The 26,300-nt window shown below is 61.2% G+C and carries 26 protein-coding genes and 2 pseudogenes; 19 read left to right on the top strand and 9 right to left on the bottom strand.

Going from position 1 to position 26,300, the window contains the following annotated elements; translation table 11 throughout:
• Positions 1-28 precede the first annotated feature (28 nt).
• Positions 29-904 (bottom strand): AEC family transporter, encoded by an 876-nt coding sequence (locus LU684_RS01260; RefSeq protein WP_070086555.1) that lies wholly within the window; start codon positions 902-904, stop codon positions 29-31.
• A 413-nt stretch (positions 905-1,317) separates the two neighbouring features.
• Here LU684_RS01260 and LU684_RS01255 point away from each other — a divergent pair, with 413 nt between their 5' ends.
• The 13 genes from LU684_RS01255 (at position 1,318) to LU684_RS01195 (ending at position 15,087) form a co-directional block, all read left to right on the top strand.
• Positions 1,318-2,610, top strand: a complete 1,293-nt coding sequence (locus LU684_RS01255; RefSeq protein WP_016487293.1) for an MFS transporter — start codon at positions 1,318-1,320, stop codon at positions 2,608-2,610.
• A 240-nt stretch (positions 2,611-2,850) separates the two neighbouring features.
• On the top strand, positions 2,851-3,159 hold the full coding sequence (locus tag LU684_RS01250) for a hypothetical protein (protein ID WP_016487294.1): 309 nt from the start codon (positions 2,851-2,853) through the stop codon (positions 3,157-3,159).
• 47 nt (positions 3,160-3,206) lie between these two features.
• Complete coding sequence (locus tag LU684_RS01245) at positions 3,207-3,758, top strand: YbhB/YbcL family Raf kinase inhibitor-like protein (RefSeq protein ID WP_023048864.1); 552 nt, start codon at positions 3,207-3,209, stop codon at positions 3,756-3,758.
• A 554-nt stretch (positions 3,759-4,312) separates the two neighbouring features.
• Positions 4,313-5,374 (top strand): 3-deoxy-7-phosphoheptulonate synthase, encoded by a 1,062-nt coding sequence (locus tag LU684_RS01240; protein WP_016487297.1) that lies wholly within the window; start codon positions 4,313-4,315, stop codon positions 5,372-5,374.
• Positions 5,375-5,453: 79 nt separating this feature from the next.
• Complete coding sequence (locus tag LU684_RS01235; protein WP_023048866.1) at positions 5,454-5,735, top strand: peptidylprolyl isomerase; 282 nt, start codon at positions 5,454-5,456, stop codon at positions 5,733-5,735.
• Between the two features lie 141 nt (positions 5,736-5,876).
• A complete protein-coding gene (locus tag LU684_RS01230) occupies positions 5,877-7,676 on the top strand; it encodes an extracellular solute-binding protein (RefSeq protein WP_232894035.1) in 1,800 nt (599 codons plus the stop codon).
• The gene (locus tag LU684_RS01225; protein ID WP_016487300.1) at positions 7,673-8,731 is read left to right on the top strand and encodes a microcin C ABC transporter permease YejB; all 1,059 of its coding nucleotides are present in this window, start codon (positions 7,673-7,675) and stop codon (positions 8,729-8,731) included. Before LU684_RS01230 ends, LU684_RS01225 begins: the two co-directional genes overlap by 4 nt.
• Positions 8,731-9,747, top strand: a complete 1,017-nt coding sequence (locus LU684_RS01220; protein ID WP_232894034.1) for an ABC transporter permease — start codon at positions 8,731-8,733, stop codon at positions 9,745-9,747. The genes LU684_RS01225 and LU684_RS01220 overlap by 1 nt, the downstream gene beginning before the upstream one ends.
• Before the next feature lie 38 nt (positions 9,748-9,785).
• Positions 9,786-10,556 (top strand): 3-hydroxybutyrate dehydrogenase, encoded by a 771-nt coding sequence (gene hbdH, locus LU684_RS01215; RefSeq protein WP_023049332.1) that lies wholly within the window; start codon positions 9,786-9,788, stop codon positions 10,554-10,556.
• A 55-nt stretch (positions 10,557-10,611) separates the two neighbouring features.
• The gene (eco, locus tag LU684_RS01210; RefSeq protein WP_023049333.1) at positions 10,612-11,091 is read left to right on the top strand and encodes a serine protease inhibitor ecotin; all 480 of its coding nucleotides are present in this window, start codon (positions 10,612-10,614) and stop codon (positions 11,089-11,091) included.
• 99 nt (positions 11,092-11,190) lie between these two features.
• Positions 11,191-11,466 carry a peptidylprolyl isomerase gene (locus LU684_RS01205; protein WP_016487304.1) on the top strand — a complete coding sequence of 92 codons (276 nt, stop codon included), beginning with the start codon at positions 11,191-11,193 and terminating at the stop codon, positions 11,464-11,466.
• A 133-nt stretch (positions 11,467-11,599) separates the two neighbouring features.
• Positions 11,600-14,020 (top strand): autotransporter family protein, encoded by a 2,421-nt coding sequence (locus LU684_RS01200; protein WP_232894033.1) that lies wholly within the window; start codon positions 11,600-11,602, stop codon positions 14,018-14,020.
• A 110-nt stretch (positions 14,021-14,130) separates the two neighbouring features.
• The gene (locus LU684_RS01195) at positions 14,131-15,087 is read left to right on the top strand and encodes an RHS repeat-associated core domain-containing protein (protein ID WP_102688820.1); all 957 of its coding nucleotides are present in this window, start codon (positions 14,131-14,133) and stop codon (positions 15,085-15,087) included.
• Between the two features lie 53 nt (positions 15,088-15,140).
• Here the strand turns inward: LU684_RS01195 and LU684_RS01190 are convergent.
• Positions 15,141-15,403, bottom strand: a pseudogene (locus LU684_RS01190) (LysE family translocator); the annotation flags it as partial.
• A 122-nt stretch (positions 15,404-15,525) separates the two neighbouring features.
• Here LU684_RS01190 and LU684_RS01185 point away from each other — a divergent pair.
• Together LU684_RS01185 and LU684_RS01180 are read left to right on the top strand one after the other, a co-directional pair.
• A complete protein-coding gene (locus LU684_RS01185; protein WP_102688819.1) occupies positions 15,526-16,146 on the top strand; it encodes a LysE family translocator in 621 nt (206 codons plus the stop codon).
• Between the two features lie 253 nt (positions 16,147-16,399).
• On the top strand, positions 16,400-17,386 hold the full coding sequence (locus LU684_RS01180) for a hypothetical protein (RefSeq protein ID WP_191086634.1): 987 nt from the start codon (positions 16,400-16,402) through the stop codon (positions 17,384-17,386).
• A gap of 145 nt (positions 17,387-17,531) precedes the next feature.
• Here the strand turns inward: LU684_RS01180 and LU684_RS01175 are convergent, their stop codons facing one another.
• Entirely contained in the window at positions 17,532-18,179 is a 648-nt protein-coding gene (locus tag LU684_RS01175; RefSeq protein ID WP_224372331.1) for an AAA family ATPase, read from the bottom strand.
• A gap of 351 nt (positions 18,180-18,530) precedes the next feature.
• Positions 18,531-18,803 (bottom strand): annotated as a pseudogene (locus LU684_RS01170) (LysE family translocator); the annotation flags it as partial.
• A 111-nt stretch (positions 18,804-18,914) separates the two neighbouring features.
• Between LU684_RS01170 and LU684_RS01165 the strand changes: the two are divergent.
• Both LU684_RS01165 and LU684_RS01160 read left to right on the top strand, forming a co-directional pair.
• A complete protein-coding gene (locus tag LU684_RS01165) occupies positions 18,915-19,724 on the top strand; it encodes a helix-turn-helix transcriptional regulator (protein WP_232894032.1) in 810 nt (269 codons plus the stop codon).
• Positions 19,725-19,838: 114 nt separating this feature from the next.
• A complete protein-coding gene (locus LU684_RS01160; protein ID WP_023049002.1) occupies positions 19,839-20,453 on the top strand; it encodes a LysE family translocator in 615 nt (204 codons plus the stop codon).
• On the opposite strand, the gene LU684_RS01155 is transcribed toward LU684_RS01160, so the two are convergent.
• Positions 20,401-21,126, bottom strand: coding sequence for a metallophosphoesterase (locus LU684_RS01155; RefSeq protein ID WP_024717549.1), 726 nt, complete (start codon positions 21,124-21,126; stop codon positions 20,401-20,403). The two genes, LU684_RS01160 and LU684_RS01155, sit on opposite strands and share 53 nt — an antisense overlap.
• 216 nt (positions 21,127-21,342) lie before the next feature.
• On the opposite strand from LU684_RS01155, the gene LU684_RS01150 reads away from it, so the two are divergent.
• Positions 21,343-22,086, top strand: a complete 744-nt coding sequence (locus LU684_RS01150) for a carbon-nitrogen hydrolase family protein (RefSeq protein WP_023049004.1) — start codon at positions 21,343-21,345, stop codon at positions 22,084-22,086.
• The gene (locus LU684_RS01145) at positions 22,083-22,325 is read left to right on the top strand and encodes a hypothetical protein (RefSeq protein ID WP_016487311.1); all 243 of its coding nucleotides are present in this window, start codon (positions 22,083-22,085) and stop codon (positions 22,323-22,325) included. The genes LU684_RS01150 and LU684_RS01145 overlap by 4 nt, the downstream gene beginning before the upstream one ends.
• A 3-nt stretch (positions 22,326-22,328) precedes the next feature.
• Here the strand turns inward: LU684_RS01145 and LU684_RS01140 are convergent, their stop codons facing one another.
• From LU684_RS01140 to LU684_RS01125, 4 genes are all read right to left on the bottom strand, one after another.
• On the bottom strand, positions 22,329-22,829 hold the full coding sequence (locus LU684_RS01140; protein ID WP_232894031.1) for a methylated-DNA--[protein]-cysteine S-methyltransferase: 501 nt from the start codon (positions 22,827-22,829) through the stop codon (positions 22,329-22,331).
• 69 nt (positions 22,830-22,898) lie between these two features.
• Entirely contained in the window at positions 22,899-23,699 is an 801-nt protein-coding gene (locus LU684_RS01135; protein ID WP_096426123.1) for a lipopolysaccharide biosynthesis protein, read from the bottom strand.
• Between the two features lie 283 nt (positions 23,700-23,982).
• Positions 23,983-25,542, bottom strand: coding sequence for a threonine ammonia-lyase, biosynthetic (gene ilvA, locus LU684_RS01130; RefSeq protein ID WP_023049006.1), 1,560 nt, complete (start codon positions 25,540-25,542; stop codon positions 23,983-23,985).
• 181 nt (positions 25,543-25,723) lie between these two features.
• Positions 25,724-26,155 carry a PACE efflux transporter gene (locus LU684_RS01125; protein ID WP_016487315.1) on the bottom strand — a complete coding sequence of 144 codons (432 nt, stop codon included), beginning with the start codon at positions 26,153-26,155 and terminating at the stop codon, positions 25,724-25,726.
• Positions 26,156-26,300: the final 145 nt, after the last annotated feature.

The raw sequence follows: 26,300 nt of genomic DNA, 5'->3' as shown, positions 1-26,300 counted from the left end.
CTTGCCCCGCGAAGAGGCCAGAACAGGCTTACATCCACCAGGCCAGCACCACCGGCAACCAGACAAACGAAAGCACCGTCGAACACATCACCAGGTTCGCCACCTGCTCCGGCTCACGATTGGCCCGCACCGCCATCAGGTAGTTGAACACAGCAACCGGCATCGCCGACTGTACCACCAGTACCGCGTGCTCAAGGTTGTCCATGCCTAGCGCCGCCCCCACTGCCCAGCCCATCGCAGCCCCCAGGCCAATGCGCAAGCCGCCCAGCAACAGGCCGCTGCCCACGTGACGCAGGCGAATGCTGGCCAGCGACACCCCCAGGGTCAGCAACATCAGCGGAATGGTCATGCCGCCGAGCAAATCTGCAGTGTTTGCCAGCCAGCGCGGTAGCTCGAAATCGAGAAAGATGATGGGCATGGCGCCGGCCAGGCTGATGACAATAGGGTTGCGCAGCAGCGCCTTGAGCGAAGCCGCTGTGCCAGAGATGGCCATGCCGATGGTGAACTGCACGATCGACAAGGTCAGGAAAAACGCCACGGCCAGTGCCAGGCCGTGCTCACCGAAGGCATACAAGCTGATCGGCAGGCCCATATTGCCCGTATTAGGAAACATGAACGCCGGCAGCAGTACCCGCCAATGCATGCCCGAAGCACGACACACCAGCAAGGCGACCAAGGCCATGCCCAGGGTGCACAGCAGGCAAGCCAAGGCCATGCTGGTGAAGGCGTCAGGGTTCAGCTCGGTGCGACTGAGGGTGGACAGCACCAGCGACGGGGTACCGACAGTCATCACGACCCGGGCGATGAAATCGGTGGGGTAGTCCAGGCCCTTGCGGGCCCAGGCAAAGCCGATGCCGGCGACGATGAAGACCGGGGCCAGGACTGCGAACAGCGACGCGAACATGATGGGCCTTCCTTGGGGTGGGTTCAGCATTATGCAGCAGTCCGTGAGATGGCCGGGGCCGCACAGCGGCGCCAAGATGTCTGCCCAAGACACGTTCATGTCGCCCTTGGACTGCGGCGTCTCGTCGCATACCCGTGCCCCTTGGGCAAAAGCCTCCAAGCCCGTAGAATCCCGCTTCCTTTTCGCCCGTCGCCTTGAACGGTGGCAACCCGCAGCAATGACAGAGTCCGTGCCTGAACACATGAACGCACATGTGAAATAGGCTCAACCCTCCCCGCCCGGCCCATTCCCAAAGGGTCCAGCGGTTGAGTCTTGCCCAGGTCGCATCCGTGTCGCCACTCGCCCCTTATCGGGTCGAGCCGGTGTGCGCGTCCGAGAAGGCGCTCATTCCGCTCATCCAACTAGAGGTTTGTATGTCTCCGCGTTTGCTGGCCATGGCGCTGGCGCCCCTGCTCGGGCTGTTCATCATTGCCTTGGGCAACGGCTTCATGTCTTCCCTGACTACCCTGCGCCTGGGCGCTGCCGGTGAGTCGGCCACCACCATCGGCGTCGTCTCGTCCACCTACTTCCTCGGCCTGACCCTGGGCGCCATCTTCAACGACCGGCTGATCTTGCGCATCGGCCATATCCGCGCCTACACAAGCTTCGCTTCGCTGATCGGCGCGACCATCCTGCTGCAGGGGCTGTTCTACGACGTCACCTGGTGGTCGGTGCTGCGCCTGATCAACGGGTGGGCGGCAGTCGGCGTGTTCCTGGTGATCGAAAGCTGGCTGCTGCTGGCCGGCGATGCAAAAATCCGCGGCCGCCTGCTGGCGCTGTACATGATCGCCTTCTACGGCGCCGGGGTGATTGCCCAGGCAGGCCTTGGCGAAATCACCCAGCTTGGCGACACCGCACCCTTCATGCTGGCTGGGGTACTGGCTGCCCTGTCGGTACTGCCCATCGTGATCCTCCCGCGGGTATCGCCACTGCTGGACCAGGTCGAACCCCTCAAACCCCGCCAATTGTTGGGTGTGGCACCGTCTGGCCTGGTTGGCTGCTTTGGTTCGGGGGTGGCGATTGCCGGCATTTATGCCCTGCTGCCGCTGTACCTGCAGCGCATCGGCCTGGCCGTGGGCGAGGTCGGCAACATGATGGCCTGGGTGATCCTCGGCGCCATGCTGCTGCAATACCCGGTGGGCCGCTGGTCCGACCGCAAGGATCGCCAGGATGTGCTGATTGCCCTGGCTGCACTGTGCGTGGTGTTGTCGCTGGTCACAGTATTCCTGCCGTCGGACTCGTTCCTGCTGCCGGCCATGCTGTTCCTGCTGGGTGGTGGTGTGTTCACGCTGTACCCGGTGGCGGTCAGCCATGCGGCCGACCGCGCGCCTTCCGACGCGCTGGTACCGATGATTCAAGGCTTGTTGTTGATCAACTCACTGGGTTCGGCCATGGCGCCGGTGGCCATTTCGCCCATGATGACCGAGTTTGGCGAGGCCGGGTTGTTCTGGGCCTTTGCCGTGGTCAACCTGGCCATGGTGTGCTTTTTCATGTGGCGACGCGGCAAGCGCCCGGCCGCAGAGCACCCGGCACCGTTCACCGCTTCGACCACCTTCTCGCCAACCGGCGCCGAGCTGCGGGTAACCGAAGACCTGATGCATGCGGCGCAGGAGCATCCGCCGCTGGATCCCGTGGAAAGCCCGGCGCAACGCTCAGAGCCTGTCTGAATCCGTTGCCGACTCCTTGTGGGAGGCCACTCATCCCTTATAGGTTGTGCTGTCACGCAGAGAACAGTGGCTGGTGTGGGGCTTGTCCCGCGAAGCAGGCAATGCTGTGTATGGCACCGGCTTTGCCGGTGTTCGCCGGGCAAGCCCGCTCCCACAGAGTGACCACTCGTCGCCCGGAAGGCACACCTGCCCTGACGCGCAGCCAAACGAATGACAGATCATCCGCCAAGGAGACCCTCCATGATCCGCATTCGCTCTCTCTCCCTGTGCCTGGCGCTCGCGCTGGCCAGCCTCACCGGCACCACCTTTGCTGCCACCGACACCAACACCGACAGCCGTCCGCAAACCGACCAGTCTGGCGGCAAGACCGCCGGTGACGACAGCAGCGTCAACAGCCCCGGCAGTGGCCAGGACAACGACAGCAGCGACACCGGCAGCAACAGCGATGCCGCCGACGGGGCCAGCGGCGGTTCGAACAGCACGGGCGAGGCGACAGGCTCTGGCGCCGGGCACACCGGCGGCACCGCCGAGGACCAGGACAGCCACTGAGGCACGCCTCGGCTACACTGCGCCCAAAGCCCTGCCAAGGATTCGCCATGAACGTCAAACCCTGGCTGCTCGCCGCCCTGCTGCCCTGCACAGCCTTGGCAAGCAGTAGCAACCAAGGGGCGCTGTCGATCAGTTCCTCGTCATTCACTGATGGTGGCGTGATCGCCCTGCAGCAGGTCGGGCAGGACCCGGCCTGCGGCGCAGGCGAGGAGCGCACCCCGCAACTGAGTTGGAACAACCTGCCCGCAGGTACCCAGTCGCTCGCGCTGATCATGTTCGACCCGGACGGCGGCAAGGGTATCGGCGTGGTGCATTGGGTCGCGTACAACATTGACCCGGAGCACGATGGGCTCAAGGAAGGCATGGCCGGGCTCAGTGGGCAATACGTGACTGTGGGGCGCAACTCGCGGGGCACCCTCAGCTACCGAGGCCCCTGCCCACCCGCTGGCGACAACCCGCACCATTACGCACTGACGCTCATTGCCACAGACCTGCCCTTGGGCACGCTTCCCGAGGGACTGGACCGCAGCGGTCTGTTGCAGTTGCTGCAAGGCCACGCATTAGGGGCGCAGAGCCTGATCGGGCGCTACGGCCATTGAACCATCCAGTACAAAAACAAATGATCGAGCTCATCGCATTTATCCATTGAATGGCCCGGTGCAACTGAAGTAAGCTCGGGCTCATTCACTGGAGAGCAACATGCCAACACACACCCGCAACCACGCCAACCACACCGGTCGCAAACTGCGCCCTGTGCTGGCCGTTGCCGGCTGCGTGGCACCTGCCAGCTATTACTTCGGGTATTGGTTTAGCCACTAGGCGCCGATACCCACACGGCGCCCACCTTCGAGGGGCCGCCGAACATGAGAATACTCAAACCCCCGGTCGGCTCCCCGACCGGGGGTTTTGCTTTTCAGGCCTTTGAACAACACCGATTCACATTGAGGACAGATTCATGAACTACGCCACTTATTACGACGCAAACACCTATGCCTGGCGATTTAGCCAATCCCGTTCGGGCCAGCCTGCCGCCTCCGATCGGTCCTCAACAGGTGGCAATGCAGCAGCCAATACGAATTCAACGATCTGTCGAACACCTCGATAGGGCCGACCGCGCGGGCCTGAACCCGCCGTCCGCCCAGGGAAAAACGCCATGCAAGCTTCCAACCTCGCCCTGCCCCTGACTCAGCCGCAAGCAGCCAACACCACGGTCAGCAAGCGCCTGCCCAGCCCGCACCTGCTCAAGCAACAGATGCCGCTGTCCAGTGAACTGGCCCAGCAAGTCCAGGCCCACCGCCAGGCCATCCGCAACATCCTCGAAGGCCGCGACGAGCGCCTGCTGGTAATCGTCGGCCCGTGCTCGATCCACGACCCACGCTCGGCGCTGGAATACGCCGACCGCCTGGCCGCCCTCAGCCGCGAAGTCGGTGACAAGCTGCTGCTGGTGATGCGCGCCTACGTCGAAAAACCGCGTACTACCGTCGGCTGGAAAGGCCTGGCCTACGACCCGCACCTGGATGGCAGCGACGACATGCACTCGGGTATTGCCTTGTCCCGCGGGCTGATGCTGAGCATGATCGAACGTGGCCTGCCGGTGGCCACCGAGCTGCTGCAACCGATGGCCGCCGGCTACTTCGACGACCTGCTGGCCTGGGCCGCAATTGGCGCACGCACTACCGAATCGCAAATTCACCGCGAAATGGTCAGTGGCCTGGAACTGCCGGTCGGGTTCAAGAACGGCACCGACGGCGGCATTTCCATCGCCACCGACGCCATGCGCAGCGCAGCCCACCCGCACCGCCACTTCGGCATGGATGCGCAGGGCCACCCGGCAATCATCGAAACCCTGGGCAACCCGGACACGCACTTGGTACTGCGCGGTGGCCACAAAGGCCCCAACTACGATGCCAACAGCATCGCCATGGCCCGTCAGGCATTGGCCAAGGTTGGCGTTCAGGCGCGCATCATGGTCGATTGCAGCCACGCCAACAGCGGCAAGGACCCGGCTCGTCAGCCGGCGGTGTTCAACGATGTGCTGGAGCAACGCCTGGCAGGCGATCGCTCGATCGTTGGCGTGATGATCGAGGGGCACCTGTTCGACGGCTGCCAGGCGCTTGGCAAGGGTGCACTGAAGTACGGCGTTTCGATCACCGACGGCTGCCTGGGCTGGGCCTCGACCGAAACCTTGTTGCGTGAGGCTGCACTAAAACTGTGAGCCGAAGGTTGCGAGCCTGGCGAGACATACCCCAAGCAAGTGCGCTAGGCTTGCGTTTTTACCCCAAGGAGCAGTACCCATGGCCCGTGCAACCGCCCGCCACATCCTGGTCAGCAGCGAAGAGAAATGCAACGAACTGAAAACCCAGATCGAAGCAGGCGCCGACTTCGCTGAAATCGCCAAAGCCAACTCGACCTGCCCGTCCAGCCGTCAGGGCGGTGACCTGGGCTCGTTCGGCCCAGGCCAGATGGTCAAGGAGTTCGACACCGTGGTGTTCAGCGCCCCGGTCAACACCGTGCAAGGCCCGGTGAAGACCCAGTTCGGCTACCACCTGCTGGAAGTGACCAGCCGCCAGGACTGATTCTCCCTCCCGGTGATCAGACCCCCTGTGGGAGCGGGTTTACCCGCGAAGAGGCCAGACCAGACAACCTCGTTGCCTGCTCCGACGCATTCGCGGGTAAACCCGCTCCCACAAGTATTGTGGGGGCTTGTGTTTTCGTGCATGGGCTTTACCGTCCATGCCGCTCCCAGCCACGCCCTCACCGTCTACGACGAAGCCCCCCGCTACGCCCCCAACTTCCAGCATTTCGACTACGTAAACCCCGACGCCCCCAAGGGCGGCATCCTGCGCCGCTCGGCCATCGAGATCGGCCAGTTCGACCATATTTTGCCGTACATCGACAAAGGCATCGGCGTCAGCGAGGTCGACGGCCTGCTGTACGCGCCACTGGCCGTACGCTCGTTCGATGAACCCTATACCGTCTATGGCCTGATCGCCCGCAGCATGGAGCGTGGCCCGGCGGATGCCTGGCTGCGTTTCGAGATAGACCCGCTTGCCACCTTCGCCGATGGCAAGCCGGTGCGCGCCGAGGACGTACGTTTCACCTTCGAGCTGTTGATGAGCAAGGGCAGCCTCAAGTACCGCACGCAGTTCGCCGATGTCACCGGCGTAACCGTGGAAGGCCCGCAGCACGTGCGCTTCGACTTCAAGCCCGACCACGGCCGGACCCTGGCGCTGGACCTCGCCAGCTTGCCAGTGCTACCCGAACATGACTGGCAGCAGCGCGATTTCGCCAATGGTGCGGGTTTCGACAAGCCAGTTGGCAGCGGGCCATACCGCATCGGGCGCATCGACAACGGCCGCAGCATCACCTTCGAACGAGACCCGACCTGGTGGGCACGCAACCGGCCGGCCAGCCGGGGCCGCTACAATTTTGACCAGCTGCGCATCGAGTACTTCGGTGACACCGAGGTGGCGCGGCAGGTGCTCAAAGGCGGTGGCTACGACTATAACCGCGAGTTTTCCGCCACCGCCTACACCCTGGGCTACAACGGCGCACAACTGGACGATGGCCGCTTGCAACGCGCGCACCTGGGCCCGGCCAAACCGCAGGTTGCCCAGGGTTTCGTATTCAACCTCGACCAGCCGCAGTTCAAGGACCGCCGCGTGCGCCAGGCGCTGGGCATGCTGTGGGACTACGAGTGGAGCAACCGGCAGATGATGCGCAACCTGTACATCCGCCAGCAAAGCGTGTTCTCCAACACACCGCGGGCGGCTCGCAAGCTGCCGGATGCCGACGAACTGAAGCTGCTCGATCCGTTGCGCGGCAAAATACCGGACGAAGTCTTCACCACTGTGTTCACCGCTCCGGTAACCGATGGTTCGGGGATTGTCCGCAAGCAGCAGTTGCAGGCCCTGGACCTGCTTGAACAAGCCGGCTGGCACCCCGAAGGTGACCGCCTGGTGAACAGCCAGGGCACACCGCTGGCATTCACCTTCCTCAACGGCCAGTCAGGCATGGAGCGCCTGCTGCTGCCATGGAAGCGTAACCTGGCACAGATCGGCGTCACCCTGAACATCCGCAATGTCGATTCGGCCCAGTACGTCAACCGCCTGATGGCACGGGACTACGACATGATCGTCACCGGCTACCCGGTCAGCCTGTCGCCCGGTGCCGAGCTGTACAACTACTTTGGCTCGGCAGCCGCGCACGACCCCGGCTCGAACAACCTGATGGTGCTGCAGGACCCGGCCGTGGACCACCTGATCGACGGTCTGGTGCGCGCCGGCACACAGGCCGACATGCTGCACCACGCCCATGCCCTGGACCGTGTGCTGCAATGGAACTACTACTGGATCCCCAACTACTACCCGCCGGGCAGCTCCACCGCCTGGTGGAACCGCTTTGGCCTGCCCAAGGTCCAGGCCACCTATGACGAAGGCCTGGACACCTGGTGGGAGGTAAGCCCCACCCCGTTGACCAACGCGCAAATGGCCGAACGCCGGAAGCTATCACCATGACCGCCTACATTCTGCGCCGTCTGCTGCTGATCCTCCCGACGCTACTGGCAATCCTGCTGGTCAACTTCGCCATCGTCCAGGCCGCGCCGGGTGGCCCGGTGGAGCAGGCCGTGGCGCGTCTGCAAGGCCTGGGCGGCGGTGCACCCGGCGCACGCGCCGAGGTGGTACATGGCGAGTCGCGTGCCACCCGCGGCCTGGACCCGAAACTGATCGAAGAAATCAAGCGCCAGTACGGCTTTGACAAGTCGGCCCCCGAACGGCTGTGGTTGATGCTCGGCCAGTATGCCCGGCTGGACTTTGGCAGCAGCTTCTTCCGCGGGGCCAAAGTCACCGACCTGATCCTGGACAAGTTACCGGTGACCCTGTCGCTGGGCTTGTGGGCCACGCTGATCACCTACCTGGTGTCGATCCCGCTGGGCATCCGCAAGGCGGTACGCCACGGCAGCCGCTTCGATGCCTGGAGCAGCGCGCTGATTGTGGTCGGCTACGCACTGCCCTCGTTCCTGTTCGCGCTGCTGCTGATCGTGCTGTTCGCCGGTGGCACCTCGCTCAACTGGTTCCCGGTACGCGGGCTGGTCTCGGAAAACTTCGCCGAGCTCAGCCTGCTGGGCAAGGTCGCCGACTACTTCTGGCACCTGGTGCTGCCGGTCGGGGCCTTGGTGATCGGCGGTTTCGCAACCCTTACGTTGCTGACCAAGAACGCCTTCCTCGACGAGATTTCCCGCCAATACGTGGTCACCGCCCGGGCCAAGGGCCTGAGTGAGCGCCGGGTGCTGTACGGCCATGTGCTGCGCAATGCCATGCTGCTGGTGGTGGCCGGGTTGCCGCAGGCACTGATCACGGTGTTTTTCGCCGGTTCGTTACTGATCGAGGTGATCTTCTCCCTCGATGGCCTCGGCCGCCTGAGCTACGAGGCCGCCGTGTCGCGAGATTACCCAGTGGTGTTCGGCACCCTGTTCATCTTCACCCTGGCAGGCCTGTTGATCCGCCTGATCGGTGACCTGTCGTACACCCTGCTCGATCCGCGTATCGACTTCGACACGAGGGCGCACTGATGCTGTCCCCCGTCTCGCGCCGCCGCCTGCAACGCTTTCGCCGCAACCGCCTGGGCTGGGTCTCGCTGTGGCTGTTCGCCGGCCTGCTGCTGCTGTGCCTTGGCGCTGAGCTGGTGGCCAACGACAAGCCGCTGCTTCTAAGTTACAAGGGCGAGCTGTATGTGCCGGCGCTCAAGCGCTACAGCGAGCAGGAATTCGGCGGCCAGCTGCCATTTCAGCCCGACTATCGCAGTGCCTATGTACGGCAATTGATCGCAGACCAGGGCGGCTGGATGCTGTTCGCGCCCATCCCGTTCAGCGCCGATACGCCCAACTACGACCTGCTGGTACCCACCCCCAGCCCGCCCAGCACGAGCAACTGGCTAGGCACCGACGACCAGGGCCGCGACGTGCTGGCTCGGGTGTTGTATGGCACGCGGGTATCGCTGCTGTTCGCCTTCGCCCTGACTGTGGTCAGCGTGTTCATCGGTGTAGTGGCCGGCGCGGTGCAGGGCTACCACGGCGGTTGGGTCGACCTGATTGGCCAACGCCTGCTGGAGGTGTGGTCGGGGTTGCCTGTGCTCTACCTGCTGATCATCCTCAGCGGCTTTGTCGAGCCGGATTTCTGGTGGCTGCTGGGGATCATGGCACTGTTTTCCTGGCTGACCCTGGTCGATGTGGTGCGCGCAGAGTTCCTGCGTGGGCGCAACCTGGAGTACGTGAAAGCCGCTCGCGCGCTGGGGTTGGCGGACAGCCAGGTGATGCTGCGGCATATCTTGCCCAATGCCATGAACGCCACGCTGACCTATGTACCGTTCATGCTGACCGGGGCAATCACCACCCTGACTGCGCTGGACTTTCTCGGCTTCGGCATGCCGGCCGGGAGTGCCTCGCTGGGTGAGCTGGTGACCCAGGGCAAGCAACATCTGGAAGCGCCGTGGCTGGGCTTTACGGCGTTTTTTGCGCTGGCGGTGATCTTGTCGTTGCTGGTGTTTATCGGCGATGCCTTGCGCGAAGCGTTCGACCCCAGAAAATGAGTCTTCACGCCCGGCCTTTACTTGATAAGGAGCTTTGCATGACCCTGACAGGCAAGACTGCACTCGTTACCGGTTCCACCAGCGGCATCGGCTTGGGTATCGCCCAGGTGCTGGCACGCGCTGGCGCCAATATCGTGCTCAACGGCTTTGGCGACCCGGCACCGGCCATAGCCGAAATCGCCCGCCATGGAGTGAAGGTGGTTCACCATCCGGCCGATCTGTCGGACGTGGCCCAGATTGAAGCGTTGTTCGCCTTGGCCGAGCGCGAATTCAGCGGCGTCGACATCCTGGTCAACAACGCCGGCATCCAGCATGTCGCGCCGGTGGAGCAGTTTCCGCTGGAAAGCTGGGACAAGATCATTGCCCTGAACCTGTCAGCTGTGTTCCATGGCACGCGCCTGGCCCTGCCGGGCATGCGCACGCGCAACTGGGGGCGCATCATCAACATTGCCTCGGTGCATGGCCTGGTCGGCTCGACCGGCAAGGCGGCCTATGTGGCAGCCAAGCATGGTGTGGTCGGCTTGACCAAGGTGGTGGGCCTGGAAACCGCCACCAGCAATGTCACCTGCAACGCCATCTGCCCCGGCTGGGTACTGACCCCGCTTGTGCAAAAGCAGATCGACGATCGTGCTGCCAACGGTGGCGATCCGCTGCAAGCACAGCATGATCTGCTGGCCGAAAAGCAACCGTCGCTGGCGTTTGTCACCCCCGAGCACCTGGGTGAACTGGTACTATTCCTGTGCAGCGAGGCCGCAAGCCAGGTTCGCGGCGCCGCCTGGAACGTCGACGGTGGCTGGTTGGCCCAGTGACGGGCGGCCAGGGCCTGGCGGCGGGTTCGCATTCGTTTACCTGCAAGGAGGCCCTATGCGCCCTACCCCGATGACCGCAATTCTGGCCCTCACCCTGGCTGCCGCCACGCCTGCGATGGCGGCAAGCCTGAAGGACGTCGCGCCTTACCCCGAGGCGGAAAAAGGCTTTACCCGGCAGGTCATCCACCTGCCGGCACAGGCCGATGAATCGGCCTACAAACTGGAGATCCTCGCCGGCAAAACGTTGCAAGTCGACTGCAATCGCCAGCACTTGGGGGGTAGCCTTGAAGAACGCACCCTGGAAGGCTGGGGCTACAACTACTACCGCCTGGACAAAGTCAGCGGCCCGGCCAGCACCCTGATGGCCTGCCCGGATGGCAAGAAGACCGAGGCCTTCGTGCCAGTGATCGGTGACGGCTTCCTGCTGCGCTACAACAGCAAGCTGCCGGTGGTGGTGTATGTGCCCAAGGATGTCGAGGTGCGCTACCGCATCTGGTCGGCGTCGCAGGACGTGCAAAAGGCTAAAGTCGAATAACTACCGCGGCCCCTGCAGGAGCGGCCTTGTGCCGCTCCTGCAAGGCGAGTCTATCAGGCATAATGCGCCCCTTTTTTCGCCCCGAAGCACAGGTACCCCATGAAAGCCCAAGCCCGCCACATCCTGGTCAAAACCGCTGACGAAGCCGAGAAGCTTAAACAGCGCATCGCCAACGGCGAGGCTTTCGACGTGCTGGCCAAAAAGTTTTCGGTCTGCCCTTCTGGCAAGCGCGGCGGCGACCTGGGCGAAGTCCGCCCGGGCCAGATGGTCGGCGCCATCGACCAGGTGATTTTCAAGAAGCCTTTGCGTGTAGTGCACGGGCCGATCAAGAGCAAGTTCGGCTACCACCTGGTGCAAACGTTCTATCGCGATTGATGGCAGCGGGCCACCTGACATTTTTGCCAGTTGTCCCCTCGCCAAACATTACATACAACTCCGGCAGGGCCGAAGCCACCCCGTTGGCGTCGCTTCAGGTAGTGGACCCTTCAATGGACCCGGAGACCTGCCTATGCGATGCCCCCGCTTGCTGCTGCCCTTACCCCTGCTGGCACTGCCATTGCTGGCTCATTCCCAATCCCTGACGGTTACACCCGGTGAGACCCTCGGCGCCGTCGTGCAAACCGATGCCGCTGATGAGTTCACCCTCAGCGGCGGGACGGTGCAGTCATTGCAACAAGGCAATGGCGAGGACACCTTCACGATGTCTGGCGGCACGCTAGGGTCGTTGAACCAGGGCGGTGACATGGACACGTTCACCATGACCGGCGGCATCATCACGGGCGCTTTTGAAGACGGTGACACCGCATGGTTCAAAGGCGGCAGCATTGGCCGAATCGATCTCAAGCTCGCTGACAACTTCCTCGAAATTTCCCAGGGGCTCGGGGTCGAAACCGTTGTTGTTGGCAACGTTGTCAGTGGGCTTGGCAACGACACGATCATCATGACAGGCGGCACCGTCGGCGGTGATATCAGTACCAGTAGCGGCGTTGACAAGATAACCATCAGCGGCGGCACGCTCAAAGGCGAAATACGCACTGGCAACGGCAAGGATGAATTTACCTGGACGGGCGGCCAGATCGGTAAGCGGGTCATTATGGAGAATGACGATGACACCGCCATCGTCCGCGCCCTCGACCTCGGTAACTCTGCCGTTATTCTGGACGGCGGTACCGGCACGGACACACTGACGTTCGAGCAGAGTCAGGTGGGCCAAGGTGCGTCGTACATCAACTGGGAGTCCATCAACCTCCAGCAAGGCAGCCAGCTCACCCTCAACGACACCCTCACGCTGGGAGACCTCGGCAGCGATCAGCCACGCGTGATCCCCGCCACTGGGACAGGCACCCTTCTGATCGATGCAAGCAGCTCGCTGATCAGCCGCCAGGGCAGCATCGTCAGCATCCAGAGTGACAGCAAGGTATCGTTAGTCAACGCCGGCACCCTCGACCTGAGTCGTGGCAACGACGCTCAGGGCCGCCTGACTGTTCAGGGCGATTACACCGGTAACAACGGCACACTGCGCCTCAATAGCGTACTGGCAGGCGATGGCGCTGCCTCCGACCGCCTGGTGGTCAGCCGCGGCGCCATCAGCGGCTCTACGCGATTGTTCGTCAACAACCTCAATGGCGCGGGTGCAACAACCGCACAAAACGGCATCCAGCTCGTCGAAGCCCGTGACGGCGCCACCAGCTCTGCCACTGCATTCGTGCAGACGCAAACGCTATCGGTAGGTGCCTATGACTACCGGTTGTTCAAGGGCGGTGTAACCGCTGGCAGCGAAAACAGCTGGTACCTGCGCTCGACGCTAGTCGCGCCACCCGCTCCAGCACCGGTACCTGAGCCCGAACAACCCACACAACCGTCACAGCCGGGCAAGCCGCCGGTAATGGCACCGGCCCAGACACCACCTGTTGCCGCTCCGGCACCTGGCCAGGTCGACCTGCCCGCCCCCGTGCAAGGCGAAAGCCTGCCGCTGTATCGCCCGGAAGTCCCGGTTTACGCTGCCGCCCCAAGAGGCGCTGCGATCATCGCGCGCCAGGCCTTGGGCACCTTCCATCAACGCCAGGGCGACCAACAGTTGCTCAAAGGCGAAGGCGCCCTGCCTGCCAGTTGGGGACAAGCCTACGGCGGCACGCTTCGCCAGCAATGGAGCGGTACGGTCAGCCCGAGCCTGGATGGCGACCTGTACGGTTTCAAGGTGGGCCAGGACTTGTATGCCAAGACGGGCGATGGCGGTTATCGCCACCATGTCGGCTTTTACGTCAGCCACAGCCGCCTGGATGCCGACGTCAAAGGTTTCGCCCTGGCCGAGCAAGACCGCAGCGTTGGCGACCTGAAACTTGATGGCGACAGTGTTGGCACTTACTGGGCGTTGGTCGGGCCGCAAGGCGCGTACCTGGATGCAGTGTTGCAGTACACCCGTCTCGATGGGCGGGCCCGCTCGCAGCGCGGCGATAAGCTGGACATCGACGGCCATGCCTGGGCGGCGTCGCTCGAATCCGGCTACCCCATCGCCCTGTCCGAACGCTGGACGCTGGAGCCACAAGCCCAGCTGATTGCACAAAAAGTTTCGCTCGACAGCGCAAGCGATAGTGTCTCGCGCATCAGCCATGACGCCCAGGTAGAGCTGACCGGCCGCTTGGGTGTGCGCCTGGAAGGTGCGTTCACGGGGAGCAGCGGGCGCCTGTTGCAACCCTATGCGCAGGTCAACCTGTGGCACGGCGACGGTGGCCGCGACACCCTGACCTTCGATGATGTCGACAAGATCAAGACCGACTACCGCTATACCTCGGTGCAACTGGAAAGCGGCGTGGTGGCGCAGGTCAGCGAAGCGCTGAGCCTGCATGGCGGCGTGCAGTACACCGCCAACCTGGACAGCCGCCAGCAGGAAGCCAGCGGCGTCAACCTAGGGGTGCGCTGGCAGTTCTGAAATTACGTTTCACACTGATGGGCAGTGCATTTTAGAAGTGCGTTGCTTCTAGTGAGATCCACTGATGACTAATCCTGCCCGCACTGAACACATTATATAAGCAGACGATTATGCCAAACATAAAAAAACCACCTGATCGCCCAGAAGAAATCACCTTACGGTTTTATCAAGGCAATTCACTTGACATGATCCTGTTCGAGACTTCAGCCATTAAAGCAATTAGACATTTATCTCAGCCGCTCGCAATCGTTAGAACACATAATGCCCTGAGATCTTTTTCGCTACTGAAAGGTGACCACCATGGAACGGTAAGTAGGGACCTAATAGAGACCACATATTCTGCATATGGCTACTGTACCGACAGCCAACACTCCATGATTGCATTCAAAGGTGAGCACCCTGAAAATATTGACGGACGCTATTTTCTTGGCAACGGCTACCGATCCTATAGCCCACGACTGGGGCGTTTCGAAAGTTCCGATGTAGAAAGTCCTTTTGGTATTGGGGGTTTAAACTCCTACATGTTTGCCGTCGGTGATCCTGTGAATAGAACTGATCCATCAGGTCGCGGCTCAGGCGTGCCGATTAGCCCTCCGCTTGTATTTAAAGGCCGGATACAATTAATTAAAGGACTGAGGGTTTACAAGGTCGATTCGGACAAAGTCCCAACCGGCTCTATCATTACTGTTGTGGCGCATGGAAACGGCGCCGGGAAATTGGGCAAAAAATATGGCCCTTACTATTCCGCTGAAAAATTATACCGAGAATTGAAACGCAGCAATGTACCAATCAACACTCACCCCACTCACCTTTTATCGTGCAGAGGAGCTAACACCTCCATTTTGAATAAAATACCTGCTGCGCAAGAGTGGGCCAATCTAACCGGGCAGCCGGCTATATCCTATAGAGGGGAAGTGGTAGCGGCAAGGACAAAAATCCCTCGCAGTGCGAAAGAGTCATTTGAAGGATTCATCAATGTCTTCACCCACGAGAACTTTAAGCCTGTCACTTTTTACCCTGATGGTGTCAGCATGACTGAGACACGAAATGCCATTAGAAATTCTTGAGTACACCCAAGGTTGATGTTTTAATTTAACTCAGTACCAGTCCTCATTCTTGTTCAGCGGCGCGCCGCCAGCAAGCCGAGGCCGGCGCAGCCCAGCAGGGAGGCGCTGACCCGGTTGAACAAACGGCGCGGGCCGGGCTGGCTGAACCAGCGCTGCATGTAGGCGCCAAGGCCTGCGTAGATGGCAATGGCCGCCCATTCCAGCAGCAGGAACAACAGCCCCAGCACAGGAACTGCTCGCTTACCGGCGTGGTGCTGCCGACCGAGACGAATTGCGGCAGGAAGGCGGTGAAGATCAGGATGGCCTTGGGGATACCAACGAAGACATGATCATACCGTGATGATGCAGCTAGCCAGTGCTCAGCCGCCAGGGGATTGAAAAAACAAACGACATCATCAATGATGTCTACATCCACCCTCACAAAAATAAAGCAGATCTATGAACATCTCTACACTACTCATCTTCATACCGGCTTGCTTTGCACTTAACATGGCTCCCGGCCCAAACAACCTGCTTTCAGTTAATAACGCCACACATTATGGCTTCTGGACTTCATGCCTTGCAGGTGCCGGAAGGCTCATTGCTTTTGCCGCAATGATAGCGCTCGCGGCAGCGGGATTATCGGCGGTACTTGAAACGTCCGAACTCGTATTTCAGGCAATAAAGATTCTTGGCGCCGCTTACCTATTCTACTTGGCATTTAAACTCTGGACAGCTAAGACCCAAAAGCAGGAATTCAACAGTGCAAAGCCAAGGAATGTTGCGAGTCTAGCGAAGCAAGAATTTCTTATTGCAGCAGGAAACCCAAAAGCAATATTGATATTCACAGCATTCCTCCCGCAATTCATAGACCCAGCGCGCGATGTCGCGCCGCAGTTCGCGATACTGGGTGCTCTGTTCCTGGTACTCGAGGTGATCGCACTTGCAGGCTATGCATTGATCGGACTGCACTTGCGACGCTGGTTCAATGACCCCAAAGGGAAGCATCTCTTCAACCGCATCTGCGCAGTACTACTGTCGGGCGCTGCCTCTGTTCTACTCGCCACACGGCGGGCATAACACCTCTTAGCGCCGCATCTGTCTCGCCAGTTGCATGGCCTTTTGGAGCTTTGCTTGGTTTTTCTCCACTTGTGCCGGTCAACACCGGCACAAGTAGGACAAATCTTCTCTAGCCGCGACTTGAGCCTCAGAGCCCTCCAGCTCAAGCCTCATCCCCGCACGTGAAACTAAAAATTCTTATCCATTGCAGTCAACTACACTGAGGTAGTCGAGCGCCCTATTGTCTTTGAATGTGTTAAAACAGGAGCCACAGATGAGAATAGCACTCGTTCTTTTGTTTCTGACCGCTACGCAGTTCGCTCAGGCAGACACCCTGCTGAAAACTAAAGAGGGCTGTGCCATCGTTCTTAATGAAGGTGAGGACTTCGATGGCGCCTCTTGGTCAGGAAAGTGTAAAAACGGAAAAATAGATGGCGTCGGAAGATTGCAAATGAAGTCGAGAGGCAGCAGCGATTACGACACTGACGAGTGGGCCGAATACAAGGACGGGCGTTGGGCATTTCCTGAGGTCAGCCTAAACGCAATCGGCGCGGCAATTAACAAGCCAACTCGCTCACTTCTTAATTTGGAAGAGTGTAAAAGCAATCCCAAATGCCGGATCGTCCTACAGGCTGCACTCGAAGGAGGGTTGAAGCCCAGCGATCCGAGCATCAGCCTTGAGATGCCTGCGGTAGCCTCTTCTGAAGCAGGCAATGCCGTATCTCACAAAAAAAACACCAAAGCACCTGCCTCACACCTCTCAATAGTTAATATATGCCATCAAGGCGCGGCTTGCGGGCGGCAATTCCTACACTACGAGAACGGCCAAGACCCGCTGATCATTACACCGGGTTATTTCTCCCGCACCAATGGCTCTATTGTCACCCTTAGCTATGTGATCAAGGAGTGTAACGTCGGCTGGACAGCGACTGTTGGCAGCTTCAATCAAAATCCTGAGCGACAAGCAAATGCTATGGTATGTGGAGCCATCTCTGCAGAAAGGGCATTAACCGCAGTATTTGAAGAGTGCAATAAGAACGCCAGCTTTAATTGCAAGACAGCAAGTATAGTTGATATGCAATGGGCTTTTTGGGATGGATCGTATCCCGCAGATCCAAACCCGGAATACGAGATGAAGAGCAAAGGCTCCCCCTCTAGTGTTGGTGGAGTGGGCGGCGGCGGCTGCAGGGTATATGATCAAGATCTAATAAGTTGTGAAAAATATAAATCAATAGTGAGGTCTGTTGGTGTAGGACGCTGATATAGCTAACAGTGTCATTGCAGATCTTCTAGAGAGATCAGAAGCGTGAATTGCTGTTATGACGAACGCGGCCTGGTACAACGCATCCCCTTTTGGGAAATGTAAGGCCGCCAGAATCTATACCGACCATTAGGATTACGGTAGCCTAGCTTAATTTCCCAGCAGCCTTGTGAGCAGAGCCTACTGACGAGGCGCTATCGCTGATACCTTCCAGTTCGCGGCGAATGGACAGGCTAAGGTCCTCGGCCAAGGCTCCATCCTGATCGAGTTCGGCAATGGCATCGGCAGAAAAAGAGATAGACCGTTCAGGCGCATAATTTCGCCCCTTGAAACGGGGCTGAGCTTCATCATCGACAAATATCGAGAAAGCACCACGGTCCCTACGCACCGCACGAAATTCGCGGGCGTCGGTGTTCAGCTTCATCTGTTGGACCGCAACACTGCCAGTTGAAGTCTTTCCATAGAACGTTTCCAGAGAGCCGGCCTTCACCCGGGAGTCATCGAAGCGTTTAAAGTCGAAGCCAATCGAAAACTGTCTGGGTGAGTCGACACCTTGCCTCAGAACGCTATCGAAATCACCGAAGCTGAAAAGATCGTTGACCTCATCGCCGCCCAGATTCAAGTGAATGGTGCGATCAGGAGAGCGGACGGTTTGCTTGAGCAACAACAGGCTTTGCAACAATGAAGACTTGCCAGAGGAGTTGGTGCCCAACAACATGGTCACAGGCGCCAGACTGATTTCCCCTGTGTCTTTCCAGGCCTTGAAGTTGGTCAATCGCAGCGATTTGAACAAGTAGCTCTCCTTGATGCAGACGCAGGATGCGTAGGGTGATGAGCCGGTTGCGCGCGACATTAACATTCGAGCGATACTTTGAATACCCCAAACAAAGGGTACTTCGTGTTCAGCCAAATGCCCTTTGTTCAACCTGATTGAGACTACGCCGGTGCCCAGCAAACAGAACGCAAGCGGCGGTGTAGGCGAAATCATACGTTGATTGGCAACACGGCGGAATGTTGCAATGGCAAGGTGGGAACGCAAGGATTGTTGGCTCTAAGGGGCTTAGACCTGGTGAGTTGCCCGATTTAGCAACGAAAGTTATGTCAGCTGTGGTTCGACAGGTGCCTGTCACTAGTGTCTATATTGGACATCATTAGGCTTGCCAGCTGCCACCCAAAACTCCTGCCGCGTCAGGCGCCAGGTGCCACGCGGGTGATCGGCTGCCACCACGGCCTCGCCTACCGGTGCGCGCCACAGTTGCCAGGCGATGTAGAACAGGTACGCCGCACCCACTACCTTGATGGCCAGAAACAGGTATTCACTGGTGTGCAGCACCACGGCCAGGCCCATGGCCGCCAAGGCGATCATGCCGCTGAAGGCGATGATGCGACCACCTCCGGCCACGCAGGCCGTGCGCAGGCCCTAGCGGCTGGCGTTGTGCCGGGCCTTGCGGTCAAGTTACAGCCAGCGATAAAAACTGTATGGGTACGCGGCACCTGTTACGCTGCGGGCGAAATAGAGGACCTTGTGATGCCCCGCTCCCACGCCGAGCTGTGGCGCGACCCGGCACTCCCGCATGTGGAAAGCCGCCGCGCCTGTCATAGCCGCGCCTGTTACAAGGCCCACAGCCACCCGACGTTCTCCATCGGTGCGGTGGATGCTGGCCACAGCCATTTCAGCGGCGCCGCACATGGGCAGGAACGGCTGACACCCGGCACGCTGGTATTGGTGCCAGCCCACCGCGTACATGCCTGCAACCCCAAACCCGGGCAAGCCTGGAGCTACCAGATGCTGCATGTGGATGCCGACTGGCTGACCCAGGTGCGGCTGGAGTCGGGGCTGGGCGGCGCCGGGCCCGGTGAGCCGGCGCGTATCTGCCGGGTGGCAGCGGTGTATGGGCAGTTCTGCGAGCTGAACAGGTTGCTGTTCTCCAGCGCCAGCAACAGTGAGAAGGATGCGGCGCTGATTGCCTTTGTGGGTGACCTGGACTTTTCCGCCCAAGCCCCGCTGGCAGCAGCCCCCGCCTTGGGGGCAACTGCGTTGAGCGGTTTGATCGCACGCCTCGAAGGCCAGGACCCCGCGCAACTGAGCCTGGAGGTGCTGGCCCGCGAGGCCGGCCTTGGGCGCTACCAGTTGATCCGCGCATTCCGCACGGCCACAGGGTTGACGCCGCATGCCTATCTGCTCAATGCCCGGGTCAATCGCGGGCGGCAGTTGCTGGGCGAAGGGCTGGCGTTGGCGGAGGTGGCCTACCGCCTCGGGTTTGCCGATCAAAGCCATTTCCAACGGGTATTCAAAGCCCATGTGGGTGTGACGCCGGGGCAGTATCGGGGCGATTAGAGGCCTGTGCGCTCCTGCACAGGGACAGTGCCCCGCTTTGTTTGCAATATTGTTCAATACGCTGGGGCAGGCCCGGCAGCAGACTGCGGTTTTTCCCGCAGAGCCGCGCCGCCCATGCAACCGTTCCTGATCATTGCCCTCGCCCACTTCCTCGCCCTGCTCTCACCCGGCCCGGACTTCTTCCTGGTCGCACGCAGTTCGATCAACAGCGGCTGGCGCATCGCCAGCGGCGCCTGCCTGGGCATTGCCCTGGCCAATGGCGCGTTCATCGCCATGGCCTTCACCGGCCTGTCTGTGCTGCAGGAAGGCAGCCTGCTGTTCACTGCACTGCAACTGGCCGGCGCCAGCTACCTGCTTTACATCGGCATTCTGTTCCTGCGCCACGCCGGGCAAACCCGCCTGGGCGCAGTCGCAGGCAACCCGAGGGTTCAAGGCTGGTGGCGCAATCTGGGCATGGGCTTGTTGTCCGGTATCCTCAACCCCAAGAACGCGCTGTTCTATGCCAGCCTCGCCAGCATGGTCGCCAGCGCCAGCGCCGGCTGGAAATCGGCCTACGCGCTGTGGATGTTCAGCATCGTCCTGCTCTGGGACCTGCTGGTCGCCGTGGCCATCGGCAACCAACGAGTACTGCGGCATTTCGCTCGCAGCCTGCCGTGGCTTGAGCGGGCCTCAGGGATCATGCTGGTGATCCTGGCCGCCGCGCTGTTGATGCATCTGGCGCAGGGCTGACCAGTTGCAGGGTACGCATGTCCATCAAGGTGAAATGGCCGCTAGCCCACCCCCCTGTATCCAGGTGCCAGACATTGCCCAGCAGCTTTGCCTCCAGCACCGGTGTGTGGCCGACCAGCAATGCACGCAGGCCCTGCACCTGCTGCGTATCACCTTGTTTCAGGCGCCGCCGCGACCACTGGCATACCTGGCGTACTTCAGGGTCGTCATCCAGCTGCAGACAGGAACGTAGCGCTGCCCAATCTGCAAACGGGCTGTCTGCATGCAGCAGCCCGACCAGGCCGGCCGCGCTTTCCACTTCGATGGCAATCGGCAATTGCTCGAAGCGTTCCACGAAACGCAATTGCGCCTTGCGCGGCAGGTCCAGGAACCAGCTTCCACCCGCTGCGCGGTACATCTCCAGGTCAAGCCGCCCCCCTCGCACGCGGGTAATTGCCAGCGCCTCATGGTTACCTTGCACCGCATGGAACCAGGGTCGCGCGAGCCACTCCAGCGCGGCCTCGCTGTGCGGCCCACGGTCGACCAGGTCACCCACACTGAACAGGCGGTCTATGGCCGGATCAAAACCCACCGCATCCAGGCACTGCTCCAGGCGCTGGAAGTGGCCATGGATATCACCCACTGCCAAGTCACGTCCCCGGATATTGGCGAGTAACCGCCGAAACCGTCCCATTGCAATCTCCCTCTGCAGGCGCTGCCATGGCGGGCGTAAAATGCAGGCTGCCCCCGGTGTGTGCCGGGCCCATGGCGCTTCACTGGATAGCATGGCACACGGCGCGCCAGCCGCGCACGCCGACGTGCTCGGCAACCTGAATAACCCTTCACTGGCACAGCCATTGATGCCAATAGTATGCTCGACCCTTCAACCTGAACCAGGGAAGGGTTTTTCATGAAACTGTGCGCCGTGCAACTGGCGTCGCTCAAGGGCGATTTGCCAGGCAACCTCCAGCGTCATCTGGCCTGCATCGAGCAAGCTGCGGCCTTTGGCGCCGAGCTGGTGGTTTTCCCCGAACTGTCGCTGACCGGCTATGAGCCAAGCCGTGCGCGCCAGGCCGCCTTGCCGGTCAGCTCTGAACGGCTGGGCCCGCTGCAGGCAGCCAGTGACCGCTTGGGTCTCACCGTTGCCGTAGGCCTGCCGTTGCCGACACCCGACGGCATTCGCATCGGCATGCCGATCTTCAGCCCCGGGGCACCGCGCCAGGCCTATGCCAAACGGCGCCTGCATGATGACGAGCTGCCCTACTTCACCCCAGGCGATCAGGCACTGCTGCTGCAGGCAGGCAACCATCGGGTGGCACCGGCGATCTGCTACGAATCGATGTTCATGGCGCATGCGGCCGCCGCCCGCGAGCACGGCGCCGACCTGTATCTGGTCAGTGTGGCGAAAACCGCCAAGGGCATCCGCGAGGGCTACGCGCATTACCCCGAGGTGGCACGTGAACTGTCAATGCCGGTGTTGATGGCCAACTGCGTGGGGCCGGCCGATACCTTCATCGGTGCCGGCGGGTCGGCAGCGTGGGACAGCCAGGGGCGCTTGCTGGCCAGCCTGGATGATCACAGTGAGGGGCTGATCATGCTGGACACTGGCAATGCCAGCGCAATGGCCCTGCCTTTGCACCTGCACGCGCCATGATTTACCTGTTTCTGGCGTTGCTGAGTTACGCCTGCACCTACTATCTGGTCGGTTTGCTGATCCGGGGCCAGCTTGCCGACGTGGCCGAGGGTTTGCGCCATCGGCCCGATGCACCCACTCCCGGCGAGTACCTGCGTACGGTAAAAGCCCATGCCCGCCGGGCCCATCGGCAGTACACCCTGATGGCAGGCTCGGTGCTTGCGATATTGGTTTGCCTGCTCGCCAGTTGGTTCAGGTGACGCCTACAAGTCCAATGCCAGGCTTTGCCGACCTTCCAGCGCCAGCAGATACTGCTTGGCCGCCAGGCCACCGGCAAAGCCTGTCAGGCTGCCCGAGGCACCGATCACACGGTGGCACGGGGCGATGATCGAGATCGGGTTGCGGCCGTTGGCAGCGCCTACCGCTCGCACCGCGCTGGGGTTGCCGATCTGCCGGGCGATGTCGCCGTAGCTGCGGATTTCACCAAAGGGTATTGCCAGCAGCGCGGCCCACACCTGGCGCTGAAACTCGGTACCGGCAAAATCCAGCGCCAGCTCGAAGCGCTGGCGCTTGCCGGTAAAATACTCGCCAAGCTGCCGCGCGGTGTCCCGTAGCACCGGGCACTGGTCGTCACGGTGCAAGGCACCGAGCCGCACGCGGTTTTCCCGTTCCTCTTCCCACAGTACGGCTGCCAGGCACTCGCCGCGGGCCACCAGGGTCAGGGTGCCGACGGGCGATTGCATGAACGTGAAAGCGCTGGACATAGCGGGCTCCGCAGATGGCGATCAACCTACTGTACGCATCCACAGTTCCTCATGCACCCGCTTTCTTGCTCAGGTAATTGCACAGCCGGCAATGTGCCGCGCCTGGCTGAGGTTGACCTTGGGGATCAGGTCGGCAGGAATGCGCGACCTCGCCGACAGGTTGTAGACATGGAAATGCTCGTTGAGCACTTCCCTTGCCATCAGCGCCAACGACGGCAGGATACGGCTCTCCCAATGCTGGTCGAGCCCGCACGGCGAACACTGCCCCTGGCCGTTCTCGTAGAAGCGCCCAACGCGCTGATCGAGATCTACCCCGACCAGCAACACTTCTTCAAAGCCAAGGTGATAAGCCAGCTGCAACGCCACATACGCCACTGTGCGGGCATCGAAAAAACCCTGGCCCAGGTCTTTGCTGAAGGCAATCGAGCGGCTGCGTTTGCTCCACAGTGCGCGGTTGCAAACGCAGCTGTCACCATGGCCACGCAAACCGTCCAGCAGGCCCGGCGTGTCGGCTTTGCGCAAGGCGTAACACTCGGTGTCGGCGGGCACATCGGCCCCGGCATACTGCTCGGGCCAGAGCGCCAGGCGCTCGCTGTCACGCAACGCCGTGGCGAACAAGCCCGGCTGTTGCTTGGGGAAGCTTTTGTCGGTACATACATAGAAAAAAGGCCGGATACCGTGCTCGGCGGTCATCGAAACTGAACCGTTCATGGCAATGATGGGCAGATGTGCGAATTCGCCCAGCGGAAAATGCTTGGCAGAAGCGCCGGAGGCAAGGATCACCACGGGGCCCTGCCGGGAGTTGCGACACGCCTCAAAACTGGAGAACGCCCCGCGTTCAGCACTTGGCTGCGACGGAAGTGTGTTCATCAATGTCATCTTTAACTGGACAGTACAAACCACAATACTGGTCCGTGTATAGGCCGTGGCCGCATTTACCCAACTTTACCTAACTGAACCTAATCGGCCGCCACGTCCCTGTGTCGCGGTTGCGAGCGGCTACACAGTGCCCGGACAGTAACGGCTTAATGGCGCCGGGTCCCGCTGCAGCCTTCACAGCAGACCACCTTGGCCCGGTGATTGTTCCCCCACGGTGAATCAGCAAACCCGATGGGGCCGCCCAGCGGCCCCCGATAGTGGTGTGGGTCAGCCGTCAGCCCAGGAACAGCTTGTACGCCGGGTTGTCAGTCTCATCCCAATACCGATACCCCATCTCATTCAGCGCCAACGGCAAGCCCGCCAACTCATCGCCCGGCACCTCCAGCGCAGCAAATACCCGGGCCTCCGCCGCCCCGTGGTTGCGGTAATGGAACAGGCTGATGTTCCAGCGCTTGCCCAGCCGTTCCAGAAAGCCCAGCAGCGCCCCTGGCCGCTCGGGAAACTCGAAGCGCAGCACCCGCTCATCAGCACCTGGCGCTGCGTGGCCACCCACGGTATGACGCACATGCAGTTTGGCCAGCTCGTTGTCGGTCAGGTCCAGCACGCTGTAACCCTGCTCGCGCAGGTTGGCCAGCAGCTGGTCACGCGGGTCGTGCACAGGGTGGGTCTGTACCCCGACGAACAGCCGCGCTTCCTTGCCGGGGTAATAGCGGTAGTTGAATTCGGTGATTTGCCGCTTGCCCAGTGCCTGGCAGAAGGCGCGGAAGCTGCCTGGCTGCTCAGGGATGGTGACCGCAATGATCGCCTCGCGCTGCTCGCCCAATTCAGCCCGTTCGGCCACGTGGCGCAGGCGGTCGAAATTCACATTCGCCCCGGAGTCAATGGCCACCAGTGTCTGCCCCTGCACTCCATCACGTGCCACGTACTTCTTGATCCCGGCCACGGCCAGGGCACCGGACGGCTCAGTGATAGAGCGGGTATCGTCGTAGATGTCCTTGATTGCCGCGCACAGCTCGTCACTGCTGACGGTTACCACTTCGTCGACAAAATGCCGGCACAGCTCGAAGCAGTGGGCGCCGATCTGCGCCACCGCTACACCGTCGGCAAAGGTGCCGACCTGCGGCAGGATCACCCGTTCCCCGGCGGCCAGGGCGGCCTGCAGGCAGTTGGAGTCCTCCGGCTCGACGCCGATCACCTTCACCTCTGGGCGCAGGTACTTCACGTAGGCGGCGATACCAGCGATCAGCCCACCACCGCCCACCGGTACAAAAATGGCGTCCAGCGCGCCCGGGTGCTGACGCAGGATTTCCATGGCCACGGTGCCTTGCCCGGCGATCACGTCCGGGTCATCGAAGGGCGGCACAAAAGTAGCGCCTTCGCTATCGGCCAGCTTCAGCGCGTGGGCCAAAGCGTGTGGGAAGCTCTCACCGTGCAGCACCACATGCCCGCCGCGCGAACGCACCCCTTCCACCTTCAGTGACGGCGTGGTGGTCGGCATGACGATGGTCGCCTTCATGCCAAGGTGCGACGCTGCCAGGGCCACGCCCTGGGCATGGTTGCCCGCCGAGGCGGTGATTACCCCACGCTCACGCTGCACAGCACTGAGGCGCGACAGGCGGGTATAGGCGCCGCGGATCTTGAACGAGAAGGTAGGCTGCAGGTCTTCGCGCTTGAGCAACACTTGGTTACCCAGGCTGGCAGATAGCGCAGGCGCCGCTTGCAGGGGCGTTTCGATGGCCAGGTCGTACACCGGCGCGGCCAGAATGCGCCGCACCTGCTCCGACAGCAGTTGCTGGGGGGTGACGGTAGTACGAGGGACGCTGAAACTGGTCATCAATGACTCCTTGGCTGTTTTCACGTTGCCCAGGAGTCAGAGAGAAAAAACCCGCCTCCAGGGCGGGTCAGGTGCACGTACGCGCTAGCCCGCCAAGCTGATAATGGCGGTAATAATAATGGCGTTCACATGCGGGAAGGTATTCATGGGGTAGGAACTTAGCCGGTAGTGCGGCACAAAGTCAACACTTGGCCTGCTGCGCCGAAAGCGGCACATCGAACACCTTGTCGAAGCCCCACTGGAAGGCAAAGGCATAAACGAAGAAGAACACGAACAGCGCCAGGTTGGTCAGCAGCGCCGCCCACAGGCTCACATCCAGCCAGTACGCCACCAGTGGCAGCAGGATCACCACCAACCCGCCCTCGAAGCCCAAGGCGTGCAGCAAGCGCCGCATGAAGGTGCGCTCACGCTGGCGCTGGCGCGCTTCCCAGCGTTCGAATACCCAGTTGTAGCCCATGTTCCAGCTCATCGCGATGCCTGACATCAGCACCGACAGTACCGCCGACTGCGCCATGCCGGCGCCAAACGCCAGCTCCAGCGCAGGCGCCACGCAGGCGACGGCGATGGCTTCGTAAAGAATGGCCTGGACGATCTTGCGGGCCTTGCCTTGCATGTTCAGCTCCCTGGGTAAACGACCTGTAAAACTACAAGATGTGGCCCACAAGAAAAAGCCCGAAATTTGGACAACAGCGCGTTCGGCTGCTTGTATTTACCCCGTACAAATAGCGTCATTTTGTACAACTTCGTCGAGGGAACCG

The sequence above is a fragment of the Pseudomonas sp. NMI542_15 genome (assembly GCF_021283425.1).
Lineage (GTDB): Bacteria > Pseudomonadota > Gammaproteobacteria > Pseudomonadales > Pseudomonadaceae > Aquipseudomonas > Aquipseudomonas fortuita.
This window is presented reverse-complemented; position numbering and strand designations above follow the sequence as displayed.